This window comes from Alteromonas sp. 76-1 (assembly GCF_900654235.1).
In the GTDB taxonomy this organism is placed as follows: Bacteria; Pseudomonadota; Gammaproteobacteria; order Enterobacterales; family Alteromonadaceae; genus Alteromonas; species Alteromonas naphthalenivorans.
This window is the reverse complement of the sequence record NZ_LR136958.1, coordinates 276216-294170: the sequence shown is the minus strand read 5'-3', so window position 1 is coordinate 294170 and position 17955 is coordinate 276216. Positions and strand designations below refer to the sequence as shown.

Genomic DNA, 17955 nt, shown 5'->3' with positions numbered 1-17955 from the left:
AATTATCGAATAAAGATAATACATTGTTAAATAAATTAACAATTGAAGTTTACTATCTATTCGTTTAAATCAGCTTAAATTGATACCGAATTTCAGCGGTAAAAGGTTTATCGGGATAAATAATGCAATCAGGAAACTGTGGCTTATTCGGTGCATCGGGGAAGTGCTGAGGCTCTAAACATAATGCGCCAAGCTGACTGTCAGTTTGTAGTCTTCCAGTGTAAAACTGAATACCCGGTAAGTCGGTATATAAATCCATTTGCAGGTGTGTATCTTCAGCAAAAACTTGAGCCTGAGGTTTTCCAGCAACCGATTCATTTAATACGAAGTTATGATCGTATCCACCCACTAGATTATACAAATCATGTGATTTCGCGCTGTTCTCGTTCACCCGCGTAAGTACGCTAAAGTCGAACGGCGTATCTGCTACTTCTACAAGGCTGCCTGTTGGCAACAGGGTATTGTCTGCATCAGTAACTTTCTTTGCGTCAATTTGCACGAAGGTGCTTCCCACTGTCTTATCTTTACTTAACGTAAAATAAGCATGTTGGGTGAGACTGAAAGGGGTCGCTTTGTCTGTGGTAGCATTTAATGACAACGATAACGTATTAGCATCATCTAGGGTATAAATAGCCTCAACGTTTACGTTGCCAGGAAAACCTCCCTCGCCATCGGGGCTACTTAAGCTTAAAGACAACGAAGCACTGTCTGCATGCGTTTCTGCTTTAGCCTTCCACAGCTTTTTATGGAAACCAGGAATGCCGCCGTGCAAGTTATGTTCACCGCCATTTTTATCTAGATGATACTCCGTACCTTCTAATGTGAACGTTCCATGCCCAATACGGTTGGCAAAGCGCCCCACTATGGCATTTCTATAGCTGGGATCGTCCACGTAGCCATCTATCGTTGAATAAGACTGCACGCAAGCATGAAGCTTACCTTGGTCATCTGGCACATTTAATTCGTGAATTATGCCGCCATAATTCAAAATTTTTGCCTGCATACCCTGTGAATTACTTAACGTGTAAAGGGTGACATTCTCACCATCAACGACACCAAAATCAGACGCTTCAACTTTCATAACAATGCATTAACCTTTTTTGCAAGAAATGAAGATTACCATTTTTTAATTAGCAGGCTGGCACGACCTCAACAGCAAGAAGGGTATACGTTTTCTTATTTTGTTTATAGTGCTATTTGATAGAACATTTTTATGTTTTTTTGTAAATATACTGTACGCTGTACGCCATAACAGAGGATAGTTGCAGCCAATATGGCTAAATTAAGTAGCAAAATTGCTTACTGGCCTACCTAAACTGCGTGTCTTCACTTCTATAACCTAATAATAATTGCTAATTTTTCTGTATGGCTACGATTAAAGACATTGCCCAGGCTGCAGGTGTATCGCTTGCAACCGTTTCACGCGTTATAAATAACGGCCCTAAAGTTGGCAAAGATACCCGTCAACGGGTAAAACTTATCATGGAAGAAATGGGTTATAGGCCCAATGCGAATGCCAGAGCTTTGGTGACTAAGCGCAGTGCGTCGCTAGGCGTAGTATTAGCTGAACTCCACGACCCATTCTTCGCTATGCTGGCTCATGGCGTTGAAACGGTTACTCGTAAGAATAACGTTCAAATTCTATTAAGTGCGGGCTCGATAGAAAAAGAAACCGAATTGCGTGCCATCGAAATTTTGCTGGAACACCGCGTTGAAGCCATGGTGGTTCACAGCAAAGCATTGGATGATAAAACCCTTATCGACTTTGCTAAGCAAGTACCGGGCTTTGTATTAATCAACCGCTACATTCCTGAAATTGCTAATCGTTGCGTTTGGTTAGATAACGTAACCGGTGGGCGCTTGATGGCTGAACATGCAATTAGCCAAGGGCATAAGAAATTGGCCGTCATTAGCAGCCAATACCGTATCGATGATCCGAATCACCGTTTAGAAGGCATCGTAAACGCTACCGAAGCCGCTAAGCTTACCTTACCTGAAAGCATGATTGAGTATGCGACCCCAGATCAAGAGGGCGGCGAATTAGCTATGCAGAACTTACTCGCTACTGGTGCTGAATTTACTGCGGTGCTTGCCTATAACGATGCTATGGCCTCTGGAGCAATGACCATGTTACAAGACCATGGTATTGCCGTACCCGAGCAAGTGTCGGTGATGGGGTATGATGATGTGTTGTTAGCTAAATATTGTCGCCCTAAATTGACAACCTTACGTTACCCCATAGAAATGATGGCAGCAAAAGCGGCAGAACTTGCACTGAAATACGCTGCAGGGGCAAAACCTGAAGAAGGCCTAACCTTTAAATACACGCCCACTATCGTTAAACGTGACTCGGTTGTAAGGGTCTAGCCCGCTATTTTCTTACTTTGGCAAGTGGTTTGGTACTTACCTTTATAAATAGGAAAAAATTATGAAGGTAAGTCGCTATCTGTTAGAAAATTTCATGGATGATAGATCTTGACAACTTACTGAGCTTGATCTGTTAGCGAAAATTTTTATCCCCAATCCCCTACTACTAACGATCCTGATGCCGCTAAAGATCTACTTATCAACCGATCTAAAATAAACTTGCTACAGCCCTTGATTTAATTGAGCTAACGTGATCTGACCAGTTAGTCTAGGTCGATCATGATCTTATTTTAAATTTATAAGCTTAGGGAGTTACCAACAACTTGATCCACACTTTATCCACAGGCTTGAAAATGGGATAAACCTTGATTTTACGGGCTTATATGGCTGATGAACCTTTGATATTCTTCTATCGCGAAGTCGTGTTTCAGCGTGGCGTTATGGGTAGCACCCGGTACCACACTAATGTACTTTGCATCACTAGCGGCGGTCGCCAATAATTGCTTGCTGATTTCAAATGGTGTGATGACGTCTTTCTCGCCTACCAATAACCAAAGTGGGCCTTCGTAATGTCGCAAAATAGGCGCTATTTGCATTAAGTGTACTTCAGGGTGAAGTTTCATGCTGGTTAGTGAATTAGAAAACCCAGGCACCATATTGGCAATAAGATCGGATATGTCGTTAAACGCCCCATCGAGCACTAGCCCGCCAATAGGTTTGTTGGCCGCCACATAGCTTGCAAAATAACTGCCTACGCCTCGGCCATGCACAATAGTGGGTAGTGACTTATCGAAAATACCCTCGGCGTAATCGAATACGGTCAATGCGTCGGCTTTAATTGCATTAATGCTAAGCTTTTCAGATTTATCACTGGCACCCACACCTTGATAATCCATCCAAAGAATATTCGCTGGAATCTTGCCTAAGCGATGCAATACGCTGTTGTTTTCACTCACCGGCATACGGTTATCGGCGTAAAAAACAATATTCACTACAGGCTCAGCATACGACACCGCTACCCCCCTTAAGGTGAGGCCTTGATCATTATCAATTTCTACGCGAGTAATCCCAGCCGAAGTTTGGTCTTGCTCGATGGCGGCATGTAGCTTTGTGGTAGTCAGTGGTTTTATTTGGCTGTCTTGATGAAAAAAAGCGCTTGGGGTTACATTAATCGCGCAGGCGACCAAGCCTAATGACATAACAGCCACAGTGAATATTTTTGAAAATGTCATATCACAATCCTTGTTGGCTACGTGTTTGGTTATACCAATGAATTTACTATCTTACCGTCTTTTACCATAACACATGTCATCCCTGCATCTAGCGCTGCCCGTTGACCCATTTCAGTATCTTCAAATACTACACAATCTTCTGGCGCAACATGCATTGCTTCTGCAGCCATTAGGAAGGTTTCTGGGTGGGGTTTGCCGTTTTTGACATCATCGGCGGTGACCAATACTTTCAATTGATCAATAATATTATGATGGCTTAATAACCACTCAGCATGTTGTCTGTCAGAGCCGGTGCCCACAGAAATTGGATGACTTTTAATGTAATGATTAAATACGGCGAGGGTATCTGGAATTAACATAGGGATATCAGGTAACTTTTCTGAGGCACGCTTTTTAAAACCTGCCACTTCTTCGACATCGTTTTGTATATTGTATTTAGCATTCAACATCTCGACGGTCTCGAGTGTTGGTACGCCGCCTAAACTGTGGATGTAATCGGCATCAAAAGGGTAGCCGAATACTTCACAAGTCACTTGCCACGCATTGATATGCCTACCCATTGAATCGACTAGGGTGCCATCCATATCAAATATAATGCCTTTAAAAGACGATAAATCTATCACGGTCGCACTCCTTACGTTCGTTATTCTAGGCAATGAAAGCCAATGTGTTTTCTACTAAGCGCTATCAATTACCGCTCTAGCTTGGGTAGCATCGAAATCTCGATTTACTTTTAAATATACCGTGCCATTTTGACTATTTAAAGTCACCTCTAAAACACCTGGAACCAAAGAAATATTTTTCTCTAACGCGTCTTGCTGATGTTCAGTAAAGCTACCGTTCATCATGACACGCTTAACGCGGCTTACTTCCTTTAGCCCCCAAATAATATACAGCCAAACCAATGTGCTTAACGCCCCAACCATATAAGCAATATCAGGCGTCCAAATATCGGTCACAAAGCCAGACAACATTCCGCCTAAGAATGCGCCGAAGAACTGGAAACTAGCATAAATTCCCATGGCAGTGCCTTTTTGACCTGCTGGCGCAATACTCGAAACAAGAGAGGGAAAGTTGGCTTCTAAATAGTTAAAACCAGTGAAAAACAGTACAACAGCTGCCGTAGTTACCCACCAGCTATGGTCTTTCATGGCAAGGGCTGCAAACGCGCTGCCCATCAGCACCACGGCGAAAAATAGAAAGGATTTCGGCGTACGCCCTCGGGCCATCCCCATCATTATGACTAGTCCCACCACGGAAATACCTAATACCGGTAAATACACGGTCCAATGGGTATCAAGGGCCATGTCGAAATGCAGTAACGTTAAGGGCAGTTGTACAAATAACAAAGTGATAAGCATGTGCAAAATAAGCACACTGACGTTCAAGCGCCAAAGCTGTGAAGAGAACACTAAGCGTTTAAGTTGACCCTTTTGCGGTAGCGTATCGCCGCTACTGAGTATTTCGCCATTAGGCACAACCCATTGCACCAGAGGCATACAAACAATAGCTAACACACCGGTAATAGCGAAAATACCCGCCAAGCCCCAATTGTTAGCAATTAATGGCCCTAACAACACAGCCATGTAAAAAGAAAAACCAATAGCAATGCCGATAACAGCCAGTACTTTTGCCCTTTGGCTTTCACGGCTAACGTCAGTGGCTAATGCCATAATGGCACCGGCGATGGCGCCTGCTCCTTGTAATATTCGACCTACAATAAGCCATGCCATAGTGTCGGCGTTGGCCGCCACGAAACTCCCGAACGCAAATACAGCCAAGCCGAACAAAATGACCGGCTTGCGCCCCCATTTGTCAGACATCATCCCCATTGGAATTTGCAAAGCAGCCTGTGTTAAACCGTATCCACCCACCGCTAACCCCACCATTAAAGGTGAGTAGTCTGAATAATCCATAGCAGCGACGGCTAATACCGGCATCACCATAAATAATCCCAGCATGCGTAATACATAAACCGATGCTAGCGCTAGCGAGGCGCGCAATTCCAAAGCGTTCAAAGCTGTACCGTTCCTCTAAATCAGTCTGACAGATAGTGTGGGCGCGAAGTGTAGCATATATTGATAAGCTGCCCACGTTCACAATAATCGATTAATGTAATCTTAAGTTGATCTCATTGATAGCCAATCAGTATAACTTGATCATGCAATGCAATATCAATTTGCTTGACGACTATGGCATACTGATTCTTTTTTTCGCACTTAGGCTTCAATGGATAAAATCGAGATACGCGGTGCCCGCACCCACAATTTGAAAAATATCGATTTAACACTGCCACGAGACAAGCTGGTAGTGATAACTGGGCTTTCAGGCTCAGGTAAATCGTCTTTAGCATTCGACACCCTATACGCAGAAGGTCAACGTCGTTACGTTGAATCGTTGTCTGCGTATGCTCGTCAGTTTTTATCTATGATGGAAAAACCTGATGTTGATCATATAGAGGGTTTGTCACCGGCTATATCCATTGAGCAAAAGTCAACGTCACATAACCCACGTTCAACCGTGGGGACTATTACTGAGATTTACGATTACCTTCGTTTAATGTTCGCCCGTGTTGGCACGCCACGATGCCCTGACCACGATGTGCCGCTAGATGCACAAACCGTGAGCCAAATGGTAGATAAGGTGCTGGCAATGCCAGAAGGCAGCAAATTAATGCTGCTGGCGCCTATCGTGAAAGAACGTAAAGGTGAACATTTAAAAACCCTGCAGAATTTGTCTGCCCAAGGTTTTATTCGTGCGCGAATAGATGGCGATGTATGTGACCTGTCCGATCCACCGCCATTAGACTTACACAAAAAGCATACTATCGAAGTGGTAGTAGACCGCTTTAAAGTGCGTGACGACCTAGCGCTGCGCTTATCAGAATCGTTTGAAACCGCATTAGCGTTGGCTGGCGGGAATGCGCTTGTAGCCGACATGGACAACAGCGATGCTGAAGAAATTGTATTTTCAGCTAACTTCGCTTGCCCGCACTGTGGTTACAGTATTAGTGAATTAGAGCCTAGATTGTTCTCGTTCAACAACCCTGCTGGGGCGTGCCCAACCTGTGATGGTTTAGGCACAAGACAGTTTTTCGACCCAACACGTGTGGTGGGTAACGACGAGTTAAGCCTTGCAGGCGGCGCGGTTCGTGGTTGGGACAAACGCAGCTATTACTATTTCCAGATGCTGCAATCGGTTGCCGACCATTATGAATTCGACCTTACTGGCCCCTTTGGCGAGTTAGACGAAAAGCACAAAGACATTGTGTTGTATGGCTCTAAAGGTAAGTCGTTAGCGTTTAAATACATTAACGAACGCGGCGATGTGATGGAGCGTAAGCATCCGTTTGAAGGCATTATTCCGAATATGGAGCGCCGCTATCGGGAAACTGAGTCTAACGCGGTGCGTGAAGAGCTGGCTAAATACTTAAGCCAACAGCACTGCAGCAGCTGTAATGGCACACGTCTGCGTGTAGAAGCCCGTAATGTCTTTATTGAAGACACGACACTGCCCACCATTGCTGATAAATCAATTGCCGATGCATACGACTTTTTCGAAAATTTATCGCTAACAGGCCAGAAAGCGCAAATTGCAGAGAAAATTCTAAAAGAAATTCTCGATCGTTTACGCTTTTTGGTTAACGTTGGCTTGAACTATTTATCACTTTCACGCAGCGCCGATACTTTGTCAGGCGGTGAAGCACAGCGTATTCGCCTTGCTAGCCAAATTGGTGCTGGGCTAGTTGGCGTAATGTATGTTCTTGATGAACCCTCGATTGGGCTTCACCAACGAGATAACGAACGCTTATTGAAAACCCTAAGACACTTGCGTGATTTAGGTAACACCGTATTAGTGGTAGAGCACGACGAAGACGCCATTCGTGAAGCCGATTATATTGTGGATATTGGCCCTGGCGCCGGTGTACATGGCGGCGAGATTATTGCCGAAGGTCAGCTTGAAGACATTCTAGCAAGTGAAGACTCACTTACTGGTAAATACCTATCTGGTCGTGAAAAAATAGTTATCCCTGAAGTTCGCACCCCCATTAAAGATGATAAATGGTTGGAATTAAAAGGGGCCACTGGCAATAACTTGAAGTCGGTAGACTTGAGAGTGCCTATGGGTGTAATGACCTGCGTAACAGGGGTTTCTGGTTCGGGTAAATCTACCCTGATTAACGATACTTTTTATAAAATCGCCCACTGCGAATTAAACAAGGCCACCACTTCAGAGCCTGCGCCTTATACCTCAATGACGGGGTTAGATCAGCTCGATAAAGTGGTCGATATTGACCAAAGCCCTATTGGTAGAACGCCCCGTTCTAACCCTGCAACTTACGCTGGAATTTTCACGCCTATTCGTGAAATATTCGCCGGAACGCAGGAGGCTCGCTCTCGGGGGTACAAGCCAGGTCGCTTTAGCTTTAACGTGAAAGGGGGTCGCTGTGAAGCGTGTCAGGGCGACGGTGTAATTAAAGTAGAAATGCACTTTTTGCCTGATGTGTACGTGCCGTGTGACGTGTGCCAGGGCAAGCGCTACAACCGTGAAACTTTGGAAGTAAAATACAAAGACAAAAACATTCACGAAGTGCTAGAAATGACGGTAGAAGATGCTCGAGATTTCTTCGACCCCATTCCTGCCATTGCCCGTAAATTGCAAACGCTGAAAGAAGTAGGCTTGGCCTATATTCGTTTAGGGCAAGCAGCCACGACGTTATCTGGCGGTGAAGCACAGCGAGTTAAGTTAGCCAAAGAATTATCTAAACGCGATACCGGCCAAACGCTGTATATTTTGGATGAACCCACTACTGGGCTTCACTTCCACGATATTAAACAGTTACTCGCCGTACTGCACAGACTCCGTGACCATGGCAATACAGTGGTGGTTATTGAGCACAACCTTGATGTGGTCAAAACTGCCGACTGGATCATCGACTTAGGCCCTGAAGGTGGCTCAGGTGGTGGTCAAATTATTGCTGAAGGTACGCCAGAAGTGGTAGCTGAATCTACAGTGTCTCATACTGGCCGCTTCTTAAAGCCAATGCTGGAAGCACAAGCCTAAGCTTTAGAGCATTAATGGCTTAGTATCAAAAACAAAAAAACGCGCCTCGGCGCGTTTTTTATTTAGCTCGGTTAAATACCTAGGCACTTAACTGGCGAAGCTTTGAAACTAAGGTTTTTGAATAAAAAACTTTAAAACTTAGAAGCTTGAATGGCTAAGCCTTCGCACACCGAGTTAAATGCATCATTTTCTAGTCGAGGTAGCCCGGTAAGTAGTTCTTCATACAGTGCGTCGATAATAATGGGTGATAAGCTCATACCGCCGGTAACCATTACTACCTCGGGTGCTGCGCTGCTTTTCTCTAAACATTCCACCACTAACGCTTTTACCTTGCTTAACCAAGGCTTTAATGCGCTTTTTAAGTCTTCGGTACTAATGTTTACATCAAAATCATCTTCAATGTAATGCAGCGGTAAAGTGATCTTATCTTTACTAGAAAGCAGTTCTTTTGCCATTCTCACCGAGTTAACCACCCGCGCCGACAATTTATTTTCTTGTACTAGCAACAAACGCTCTAGTTGCTCAGGGTGCTTAGTGACTGACATGGTTTGCGAGATTTCTAATCCGTAGTCATCAGAAAAGAACCGAGTAAGTGCAGGAATGTTATCAACCGCACACATATCTGAATAATAGGTAGGGGGGATGGGCAGGCCGTTAATCATTTTTAGCCCCATTCCCATTTCAGGCGCTACCACTTTCAGCAACAAACTCTTATCGCAATCCATGCCGCCTAAGCGTCTTCCCGTTACCGATAGCACATCTTGCTTTCTATCCAGTTGGTTATTTCGTTCAGGTGAAAGATTAATACAACAGATATCTGTGGTACCACCGCCAATATCCACAATAAGCGCAGTGGTATCGCGGGGTAATGTCTGCTCAATTTTATACGCAGCCGCAATGGGCTCATCCAAAAAATTAATTTTACTAAAGCCAGCGTTAGATGCAGCTTCAGTCATAATCTGAATAGCTTGAGTGTTCCCCACTTCACCACGGGTACCGTGAAACTTAACCGGACGACCGATAACTACCGATGAAACAGGCTTTTCTAATTGGGTTTCGGCACACTGTTTAAAGTAGGCTAGCTGTTTGGCAATAATGCCAATAAATGCCTTTTTCTGGTCGCCATCTAAAGATGCACCTAAGAAGTTTTTAGGTGAGTAGATAAGCCGGCCTTTATCAGGCATTTTTAAAAAGCGCTTAAACCCTTCTTCACCGAAGGCAAACTTACCGTGTTCTACTAGTCGCAATAATGGAATTTCTTCCAGCGACATAGCATGCATAAGTTGCTGAATGGCCTTTCGTTGCAATGCAGGTCGGTTATGGTATTCACCACGAAGCGATTCAATGCGGTTGCTATAGCGCGACTGCTCTTTGGGGTCTTTAGCATCGTAATAGCCCTGCTTGGCTTTATCTATTTGCTCGTTGATTAAACGCTGCAACTGCGACACTTTAGCTTCCACCATGGCATCAGGCGGAGGCGGCAGTTCATCCTCAAAGTATATAAATACAGACGAGCGAATTTTATTACCCTGTTCAAGTGATGGGTCGAGCTTTATATGTCTATGGGTAGCGCCATCAAAGTACACCACCTCAGAATTTGAGGTACCGTAATCAATCCCAATTGCAGTCATAATTATTGTTTAATCAGAAATTTGGCGCAGATTGTAATTTAAAACCACGCTGGAATCACTTTTCATCTTAATTTCGTTTCCAATGGCCGCTCAGGTTGAGCCAGATTACTGAAAAACCCAATATAGCGTGATAAAGTGAGGGAACATCACGATAAAAATAAGAGGCGATATGTCAGTAGCCACTCCATCAGAAATCATCTCTATGGAAATGTCATTCGAAGTTAGGTTTTGTGAGACCGATGCCCTGCAACACGTAAGTAATACCGCATTAGTCAGCTGGTTTGAAGCGGCGCGGGATCCTATCTTCAGAATATTTACGCCAACGATGGATTTACAGAACTGGCCGCTTATTTTAGCAAGCTACAAAGTCGATTTTCTTGCGCAAATTTTTTACGGAAAAACCGTTACCGTAAAAACGTTTATCAGTCGTTTAGGGAACAGTGCGTTTGATGTGTATCAAGAGCTTTGGCAAGACGGGAACCTGTGCTCAACGGGCATCACGACTATGGTACATTTCGATTATCAGCAGCAGCGCTCAGCGCCTATTCCTGACGATATAAAAGCGACATTGCAAGCACACTTTAAGGCGCTACCTAATGGCTGATTTAATTGACGTTATTGATGACGTTCTGTCACCCGAATTGTGTACCCAACTTATCGCGCGCTTTGAAAAAAGCCCCAACCTCACTCAAGGGAAAACCGGCGGTGGTGTGGATTTAGATAAGAAGCGCAGTGTTGATGTATCTATTTCTCAACAGCCTGAGTTTGCTGACTTGTTTAAGCAGGTAATGCAGTTAACAGGCGAGCAATTGGTTAAGTACATTGAGAAATACTATTACGCTCTGGTTGGCCCAATAGGGTTGACCGTTCGCCATCCAAAAACCGGCGAGCCCGTTAAACTAACCGGTGAAAACTTTGAAGAAGTAGGTAAACCTAACCTTCACAACTTGGTTAATTATCTTTTTCGTATTGGCGACATTAACGCACAGCGCTACAGTGCAGGTAATGGCGGTTACCCTTACTGGCATTCAGAGGTTTATCCACAAGCACCTCATAATGAAGCTTTGCATCGCGTATTACTGTTTATGTTTTACTTAAATGATGTGGAAGATGGTGGGGAAACCGAATTTTATTATCAAGATAAAGCCGTAAAGCCTAAAGCGGGCAGAATGGTGATTGCCCCTGCTTATTTTACCCATACTCACCGTGGGCAAATACCTAAAAGCAACGACAAGTACATTCTAACCTCGTGGCTGCTGTTCAATCGCGCAGAACAAATCTATACACCACAAGGCTAGAGAATATTTTTGCCTGTAAGGAGCTTCTTAGCCTATAAGGAGCTTCCTTACGTATAAAAACTGCTTGGCCTGCCTAAACGCTTACGCTGGTCTAAAAAGCACTTACTGCGATACCTTTAAGTCGATACCCTACCGACGCGATATCACCTTTCCACCCCTCAGTGGTAAGTTCGCCAGTTACCCATATCGCGTCGTAAATATTATCAAGAGGAATACCCTCTTCAAACGTTACGTACACAATTTGATTCGACGCCGGCGGCGGTACATGAATACAAGCGCCAAAGTAAGGTACTAGTAAAAATTCGGTTGTAAGTTCAGGCGTGCCTTCAAGGGGCACCACAAAGCCAGGAATTTTTACCCGCTTACCATCAAATTTATCAACTACTGGGGCATCAGGCTGCAACTGTGACATTTCACCATTGTGCTGAACGGCGGGAGGCGCAAGTTCATTAAACCCTTCTGGTACCAAATCTTCCCAATACACTTCAATAGGTTCTTCGTCGCTAAACGCTGAGAACGCCGGAAGCAATACGACTAAGGCTAAAACCAATGCCTTTCCCATGACTTTCAACATAACACTCACTTAAATAAAAAGGTCGCTCTTAAAATAAAAAGGGTCGGTACTTACCAGCACCGACCCCTTTTTAGCATGTCTTGTAAGCAGCGTGAATTATTCTGCTTCGAAACGCTTAACGCTTGCGACAATTTCTTCTTTCGCTGCTGCTGAACCAGCCCAGCCGTCAATCTTAACCCACTTACCAGGTTCAAGATCTTTGTAATGAGAGAAGAAGTGCTCGATTTGCTGTAGTAGCAACTCAGGTGCGTCTTCAGTTTCTTGCACTTTACGGTAAATAGTAGAAAGCTTGTCGATTGGCACTGCCAATACTTTAGCGTCTTTACCCGACTCATCAGTCATGTTCAAAACACCAATTGGACGACAACGAATTACTGAACCCGCCAATAGTGGGAACGGCGTCATTACCAATACGTCAACTGGGTCACCGTCTTCAGACAAGGTGTTAGGCACGTAACCGTAGTTAGTTGGGTAGTGCATGCAAGTTGCCATGAAACGGTCAACAAACATAGCGCCTGAGTCTTTGTCTACTTCGTATTTTACCGGGTCAGCGTGTGCTGGAATTTCGATAACTACATTCACTTCTTCAGGCAAGTTCTTGCCAGCAGGAATATCATTCAAGCTCATTCTAAGGTCCTTTCAATGATGTTTTAAAAAATGTGGCGCTAAGTATACGGTGACGGCGGCAAAATAAAAACGGTTTAGCGCTAATCACACACAAAACCGCCTTTATTTAGCAATAATTCTATTCACTTTTACCGTAATAGCTTAAACAGGTTTCTACTTCTTCTTTAGAACCAATAATACATGGTACGCGCTGATGTATTTCTTCAGGCATGACTTCAAGAATTCGCCCTGCACCGGTTTCCGCTTTACCACCGGCTTGTTCCATCAAAAAGGCCATCGGGTTTGCTTCATAAAGTAAACGCAATTTACCCGGCTTAGATGGGTCACGTTTGTCGTATGGATACATGAAAATACCACCGCGACATAACAAGCGATGAATATCACCAACCATGGCAGCAACCCAACGCATATTGAAGTTTTTCTCACGAGGGCCATCTTTACCCGCTATCAGGTCGGCAATATAGGCTTGCATAGCCGGCTCCCAATGACGCTGATTCGATGCATTAATAGAGTACTCAGAAGTAGCTTCTGGTACTTGAATATTCGGGTGAGTAAGCAGGAACCCACCATGGGTTTTATCTAAGGTATAAATATGTGTGCCACGCCCAGTACTAAGGGCAAGCATAGTAGAAGGTCCGTAAAGTACGTAACCCGCTGCAACAATTTGTGTTCCCGGCTGAAGAAACGCTGATGGGTCATCCGGCTCCATCCACTGAGGCGCGTGGGTGATTGAGAAGATAGTACCAATTAAGCTGTTAATCTCGGTGTTCGATGAGCCGTCTAGTGGATCGAAGCTAACAAGATATTTGCCATCAGGATGACACGGTACCACATCGTCTTCTTCTTCCGATGAAATGGCTTTTACGTAGCCCGACTCGCGAAGCGTATCTTTGATAATGTGATTTGAGATAACATCTAACTTCTTTTGTGTTTCACCTTGTACGTTTTCTGACAAAGTAGAACCCAATACGCCAGCAAGCGCACCTTGACTCACCCGGAACGAAATTTCTTTGCAGCTCGCCAATAAGGTTCTTATAAGCAATATGAGCTCTAGCGGGGCACCATCTTCTTGCAACTGGGAATTTAAACGTTTCATCTTAGTTAAGCCTTTTTTTAGTGTGTAGGGTATGACAATACAAGGCGCGCAGCTTTCCTTACCGGCTTTCTCTTGCACTACCAACAAGCACTGCTTTATATGCTTGTTAAATTGATTGTAACCGTGAATGCACTGAAGTGGAATAAGGCAGGCGCTGCCAATCTACACAACATACCAGTGAAAGCAGACATTATGCGTAAAAATGCATTATTTAACCTGCAACGGTTCTGATAAAGTAGCCGGTATTCAATGCAGTAAAAAATGAGAATTCGCTATGCATGTACATATTTTAGGTATCTGCGGTAGCTTTATGGGTGGCATCGCAGCCATTGCGAAAGCCTTGGGCCATAAGGTCACAGGCTCAGATACCAACGTGTATCCGCCCATGAGTACCCAACTTGAAGCCCTTGGCATCGAACTTACCGAAGGTTTTGATACCGACCAATTCGAGCCCATTCCTGACATAGTTATTATTGGTAACGCCATGTCTCGTGGAAATCCAGCGGTTGAGTATGTGTTAAATAGAAACTTGCCATATACCAGTGGCCCGCAATGGCTGCTTGATAACTTATTAAAAGATAGATGGGTCATTGGTGTCTCAGGAACCCACGGCAAAACCACCACCAGCAGTATGGTGGCGTGGATTTTAGAGTACAGCGAATTGAACCCCGGCTACCTTATTGGTGGTGTGCCTGAAAACTTTGGCGTGTCGGCCCGGATTGGAGAAAGTCCGTTTTTTGTCATTGAAGCAGATGAATACGACAGCGCCTTTTTCGACAAGCGCTCTAAGTTTGTCCATTACCGTCCTAAAACGCTGGTGATTAATAACTTAGAGTTCGATCATGCTGACATCTTCGCCGACTTAGCGGCCATTCAAACCCAATTTCACCACCTTGTGCGTATGGTGCCAGAAAATGGCCTTATTCTTACGCCCAATCACACGCCCGCTATTGAAGAAACCCTTAAAAAAGGTTGTTGGACACAACGCCAATCTCTAGGCAAAGAATGGTCGGCAGAACTTATCAATAAAGAGGGTAGCCAGTTTAACGTGCTATTTAACAATGAGATTGTTGGCGCAGTACAGTGGGAACTACTTGGCCAGCACAATGTAGATAACGCACTCATGGCTATTGCTGCGGCTCATCATGCCGGTGTTAGCCTCAACGATGCTATTGCCGCACTATCAAGCTTTAAAAATGTTAAGCGCCGCATGGAAATAAAGGGCTCGGTGACACTCGCAGCTGGCGGTAAACCGGTGACGGTTTATGATGATTTTGCTCATCATCCCACCGCCATTGCCACCACTATTGATGGACTTCGCAAGAAAGTAGGTAATGCCCGCATACTTGCTGTGCTGGAGCCTCGTTCGAACACCATGAAAATGGGGGTACATAAGAATACCCTTGCCCACTCTTGGCAGGCCGCTGATGCGGTTTATGTGTATGAACCTCAAGGACTAGATTGGTCGTTAAAGGAAGCAGCAGCCACTAGCCCAGCGCCCACCACCGTATTCAATGATGTTGAAAACATTGTAAAAGTATTGCAAAGCGAAGTGCGCCCTGGCGATCATATTCTTATTATGAGTAATGGTGGTTTTGAAGGCATCCACAACCGTGTTTTACGCGTACTTACCCCGTCAATCGAGGTAGAAAAATGAAACATGATAAGCAAATTACGCTAGCTATTACGGGTGCTTCCGGCACACCATACGCACTCTCACTATTAACGTCGTTAGTGAAAGCTGACTACCAAGTGTATGTGCTTATTTCTTCTGCCGCCAAAGTAGTGATGGCTACAGAAGAAAATATAAAAATTCCCGCTAGGCCTGAAGACGCTAGTGCTTTTTTCATTGAGCACTGCGGCGGAAAGCCTGGTCAAGTGCAAGTATTTGGAAAAGAAGAGTGGTTTTCGCCTGTTGCATCAGGCTCAGCAGCACCGGCCAAAATGGTAGTTTGCCCTTGCTCTACAGGCACGCTTTCGTCTATCGCTGTTGGTGCTAGCGACAATTTAATAGAACGGGCAGCCGATGTAGTATTAAAAGAAAGAGGCCAGCTTATTCTGGTACCACGAGAAATGCCTCTTTCCTCAATCCATTTGGAAAATATGCTTAAATTGTCACAAATGGGTGCGACAATAATGCCAGCGGCGCCTGGTTTTTATCATAATCCTAAGACCATCGAAGATTTGGTCGACTTTGTTGTGGCGCGTATTCTTGATCATCTTGGCGTTGAACAATCTTTAGTGGCACGCTGGGGTTATGAAACTGCTAAACATAGTGGTAACGCTTAGCTAATAGTTCATTGCTAATAAAAACAGTCACTAAAAATAGCGACTTGCAAAATTTAAAAATAAAACAAAGGAAAATTGATGACAGCGTTGAGAAATAGGACTTTCGCCGTTGCGCTAAGCTCACTTATTACGTTATTTGTTTCGTCGCCAGCGTTTGGCTGGGGCCAAACAGGCCATCGGGTTACTGGCGCCATTGCGCAGCAGTATTTAAGCCCATTGTCTCAAGCTGCTGTAGCAGAACTATTGCCAAACAGTTCGCTAGCAGAAGCATCAACTTATGCAGATGAAATGCGCTCAAACCCAAGTGAGTTTTGGCAAAAGATGTCTACCCATTGGCACTATGTAACAGTGCCTAAAGGGAATGACTATGCTGAAGTTGGTGCACCTAAACAAGGTGATGCCGTTACCGCACTTGAAGCCTATACAAAGACCTTAAAAAGCGATTCGGCCACTATTGAAGAAAAACGCTTAGCGCTACGTTTTGTTGTGCACATCATTGGTGATTTGCACCAACCGTTGCATGCGGGTGATGGCAGCGATCGCGGCGGTAACGATGTAAAAGTAAATTTCTTTTGGCAGAACTCTAATTTACATCGGGTGTGGGACTCTCAAATGCTAGAACAACGTAAGCTGTCTTATACAGAATGGACAACATGGCTTACAGAACACATCACGCCGGATGATATTCGTAGCTGGGCAACTACCGATCCGTTAGTGTGGATTGAAGAAAGCACTAAAATCCGTGATGAAATCTACCCCGAAGATGCCAACAACATGAGTTATGACTACTTATATCAGCATCTTCCAACGGCTAAGCAGCGTTTACAAATGGCTGGTATTCGACTTGCCATGTACTTGAACGAAACGTTTGATAAGTAATTAATAATACATACCGCAGAGGGTTCTGCTAGCGGCTATTGGTAGTTGCTGAATCCTGAGCACAAAAAAACGGAGGCACTTTATTCAGCTGTCTCCGCTTTTTGTTGTCTTAAGCCTGTTTATTTGAGTAATAAATCTCAAACGTCGCCAAGACCCTAGTATCAAAGCTTAGTCGATATCGAGAGGCTCAGGTGAAAGAATAACACCCGTGCTATCAGCATAAAGGTGATCTTCTGGCAGGAAGGTAACGCCACCAAAATTAACCGGCACGTCAACATCACCAATGCTTTCACATTCAGCATTAACAGGTATTGCCGCTACCGCTAATACGCCAATATCCATTTCGGCCAAGTTATCCACTTCACGTACACTGCCGTAACACACGATACCTTCCCAGTCGTTATCTATTGCTACTTGAGCAAGGGCTGCATCGAATAAGGCACGACGTGTAGAACCACCACCATCAATTAGCAGTACTTTACCTGCACCAGGTTGAGCCAATACACGGTCAATAAGACCACGGTCTTCGAAACACTTAATCGTGGTGATTTCGCCACCAAAAGAATAACGGCCGCCAAAGCTTGCAAAGATAGGGTCAACTACGTCGACGCTGTCTGCAAATAAATCGCACAATTCAGAAGTGTTGTAATCCATTGCTCTACCTTACTTTAATTGAGAGTAGTAGGTTATTTACCTTGTTCTAGCATAGCATTAATTTGGTCGTTGAAAACGCCTGATTTATGAAGTTTCAGGGAAACAGCAACAACCCTTCCACTAAATAGACTACCACTTTTATTAGCAAAGACATTTTCACCTACTTAGCACGTAACTTGCTTACCTTTTATAAAAGACTAACTCGCTACCACACCGCACCTAATAGAAGTTAATACGTGCAGTA

16 protein-coding genes are annotated in these 17955 nt (G+C 44.4%); 7 read left to right on the top strand and 9 right to left on the bottom strand.

Annotated elements, in window-relative coordinates; genetic code table 11:
• Positions 1-64: 64 nt before the first annotated feature.
• Positions 65-1081: an aldose epimerase family protein gene (locus tag ALT761_RS01205; protein WP_129735769.1), complete on the bottom strand. Its 1017-nt coding sequence runs from the start codon at positions 1079-1081 to the stop codon at positions 65-67.
• A 284-nt stretch (positions 1082-1365) separates the two neighbouring features.
• On the opposite strand from ALT761_RS01205, the gene ALT761_RS01200 reads away from it, so the two are divergent.
• Positions 1366-2367 (top strand): LacI family DNA-binding transcriptional regulator, encoded by a 1002-nt coding sequence (locus ALT761_RS01200; protein WP_129735768.1) that lies wholly within the window; start codon positions 1366-1368, stop codon positions 2365-2367.
• 371 nt (positions 2368-2738) lie between these two features.
• On the opposite strand, the gene ALT761_RS01195 is transcribed toward ALT761_RS01200, so the two are convergent.
• The 3 genes from ALT761_RS01195 to ALT761_RS01185 are packed head-to-tail and all read right to left on the bottom strand — an operon-like array spanning position 2739 to position 5617.
• Positions 2739-3599, bottom strand: coding sequence for an alpha/beta hydrolase (locus ALT761_RS01195; RefSeq protein ID WP_129735767.1), 861 nt, complete (start codon positions 3597-3599; stop codon positions 2739-2741).
• A gap of 29 nt (positions 3600-3628) precedes the next feature.
• Positions 3629-4222: an HAD family hydrolase gene (locus ALT761_RS01190; RefSeq protein WP_126872643.1), complete on the bottom strand. Its 594-nt coding sequence runs from the start codon at positions 4220-4222 to the stop codon at positions 3629-3631.
• 54 nt (positions 4223-4276) lie between these two features.
• A complete protein-coding gene (locus ALT761_RS01185) occupies positions 4277-5617 on the bottom strand; it encodes an MFS transporter (RefSeq protein ID WP_129735766.1) in 1341 nt (446 codons plus the stop codon).
• 211 nt (positions 5618-5828) lie between these two features.
• Here ALT761_RS01185 and uvrA point away from each other — a divergent pair, with 211 nt between their 5' ends.
• The gene (uvrA, locus tag ALT761_RS01180) at positions 5829-8663 is read left to right on the top strand and encodes an excinuclease ABC subunit UvrA (RefSeq protein ID WP_129735765.1); all 2835 of its coding nucleotides are present in this window, start codon (positions 5829-5831) and stop codon (positions 8661-8663) included.
• A 131-nt stretch (positions 8664-8794) separates the two neighbouring features.
• On the opposite strand, the gene ALT761_RS01175 is transcribed toward uvrA, so the two are convergent.
• Entirely contained in the window at positions 8795-10294 is a 1500-nt protein-coding gene (locus tag ALT761_RS01175; RefSeq protein WP_129735764.1) for an Hsp70 family protein, read from the bottom strand.
• A gap of 169 nt (positions 10295-10463) precedes the next feature.
• On the opposite strand from ALT761_RS01175, the gene ALT761_RS01170 reads away from it, so the two are divergent.
• Together ALT761_RS01170 and ALT761_RS01165 are read left to right on the top strand one after the other, a co-directional pair.
• A complete protein-coding gene (locus ALT761_RS01170) occupies positions 10464-10898 on the top strand; it encodes an acyl-CoA thioesterase (RefSeq protein ID WP_172602832.1) in 435 nt (144 codons plus the stop codon).
• Positions 10891-11592: a 2OG-Fe(II) oxygenase gene (locus tag ALT761_RS01165; protein ID WP_013785905.1), complete on the top strand. Its 702-nt coding sequence runs from the start codon at positions 10891-10893 to the stop codon at positions 11590-11592. Before ALT761_RS01170 ends, ALT761_RS01165 begins: the two co-directional genes overlap by 8 nt.
• A gap of 91 nt (positions 11593-11683) precedes the next feature.
• Here ALT761_RS01165 and ALT761_RS01160 read toward each other — a convergent pair whose 3' ends face one another.
• The 3 genes from ALT761_RS01160 to ALT761_RS01150 all read right to left on the bottom strand — a co-directional run bounded on the left by ALT761_RS01160 (position 11684) and on the right by ALT761_RS01150 (position 13889).
• Positions 11684-12166, bottom strand: coding sequence for a DUF3299 domain-containing protein (locus tag ALT761_RS01160; protein ID WP_129735763.1), 483 nt, complete (start codon positions 12164-12166; stop codon positions 11684-11686).
• A gap of 96 nt (positions 12167-12262) precedes the next feature.
• A complete protein-coding gene (ppa, locus tag ALT761_RS01155) occupies positions 12263-12793 on the bottom strand; it encodes an inorganic diphosphatase (protein ID WP_013785907.1) in 531 nt (176 codons plus the stop codon).
• 118 nt (positions 12794-12911) lie between these two features.
• Positions 12912-13889: a class 1 fructose-bisphosphatase gene (locus ALT761_RS01150; RefSeq protein WP_129735762.1), complete on the bottom strand. Its 978-nt coding sequence runs from the start codon at positions 13887-13889 to the stop codon at positions 12912-12914.
• Positions 13890-14163: 274 nt separating this feature from the next.
• On the opposite strand from ALT761_RS01150, the gene mpl reads away from it, so the two are divergent.
• From mpl to ALT761_RS01135, 3 genes are all read left to right on the top strand, one after another.
• A complete protein-coding gene (mpl, locus tag ALT761_RS01145; protein WP_129735761.1) occupies positions 14164-15546 on the top strand; it encodes a UDP-N-acetylmuramate:L-alanyl-gamma-D-glutamyl-meso-diaminopimelate ligase in 1383 nt (460 codons plus the stop codon).
• Positions 15543-16178 (top strand): flavin prenyltransferase UbiX, encoded by a 636-nt coding sequence (locus ALT761_RS01140; protein WP_013785910.1) that lies wholly within the window; start codon positions 15543-15545, stop codon positions 16176-16178. Before mpl ends, ALT761_RS01140 begins: the two co-directional genes overlap by 4 nt.
• Before the next feature lie 78 nt (positions 16179-16256).
• On the top strand, positions 16257-17057 hold the full coding sequence (locus tag ALT761_RS01135) for a S1/P1 nuclease (protein ID WP_129735760.1): 801 nt from the start codon (positions 16257-16259) through the stop codon (positions 17055-17057).
• 168 nt (positions 17058-17225) lie between these two features.
• Here ALT761_RS01135 and rraA read toward each other — a convergent pair whose 3' ends face one another.
• Positions 17226-17711: a ribonuclease E activity regulator RraA gene (gene rraA / locus ALT761_RS01130; protein WP_013785912.1), complete on the bottom strand. Its 486-nt coding sequence runs from the start codon at positions 17709-17711 to the stop codon at positions 17226-17228.
• Between the last annotated feature and the right edge of the window lie 244 nt (positions 17712-17955).